This is a genomic window from Bacillus sp. SIMBA_005 (genome assembly GCF_046535585.1).
GTDB classification, from domain to species: Bacteria; Bacillota; Bacilli; order Bacillales; family Bacillaceae; genus Bacillus; species Bacillus pumilus.
The window spans coordinates 1-249 of the sequence record NZ_JAWRWI010000892.1 but is presented as its reverse complement, the minus strand read 5'-3'; the positions used below and the strand labels follow the sequence as shown (position 1 = coordinate 249).

The 249-nt window shown below is 46.6% G+C and carries 1 protein-coding gene; it reads right to left on the bottom strand.

Translation table 11 applies throughout. The features are described from left to right. The coding region (locus SB660_RS22640; protein ID WP_410584745.1) for an MFS transporter at positions 1 to 249 on the bottom strand (249 nt) is incomplete at both ends.

Sequence of the window (249 nt, the reverse complement as noted above, 5' to 3'; positions counted from 1 at the left end):
GCCGATGATATCCAGCGGCGCGTCAGATTTATTTTCTTTATATTGAGGAAACATCGTTAATGCCGTAAATAAAGCAATGGCGAGGAACGGGATGTTGACCCAAAAAATCGAATGCCAGCTGAAGCTGCCAATCAGTATAGAGCCGATAAAAGGCCCGAGTGCTGCACCAAGTCCCGCACCCAGTCCGAAAAATCCAAACACTTTCGGTAGGCGTTTTTCAGAAACAACATGCCGGATAATGGCAATGCT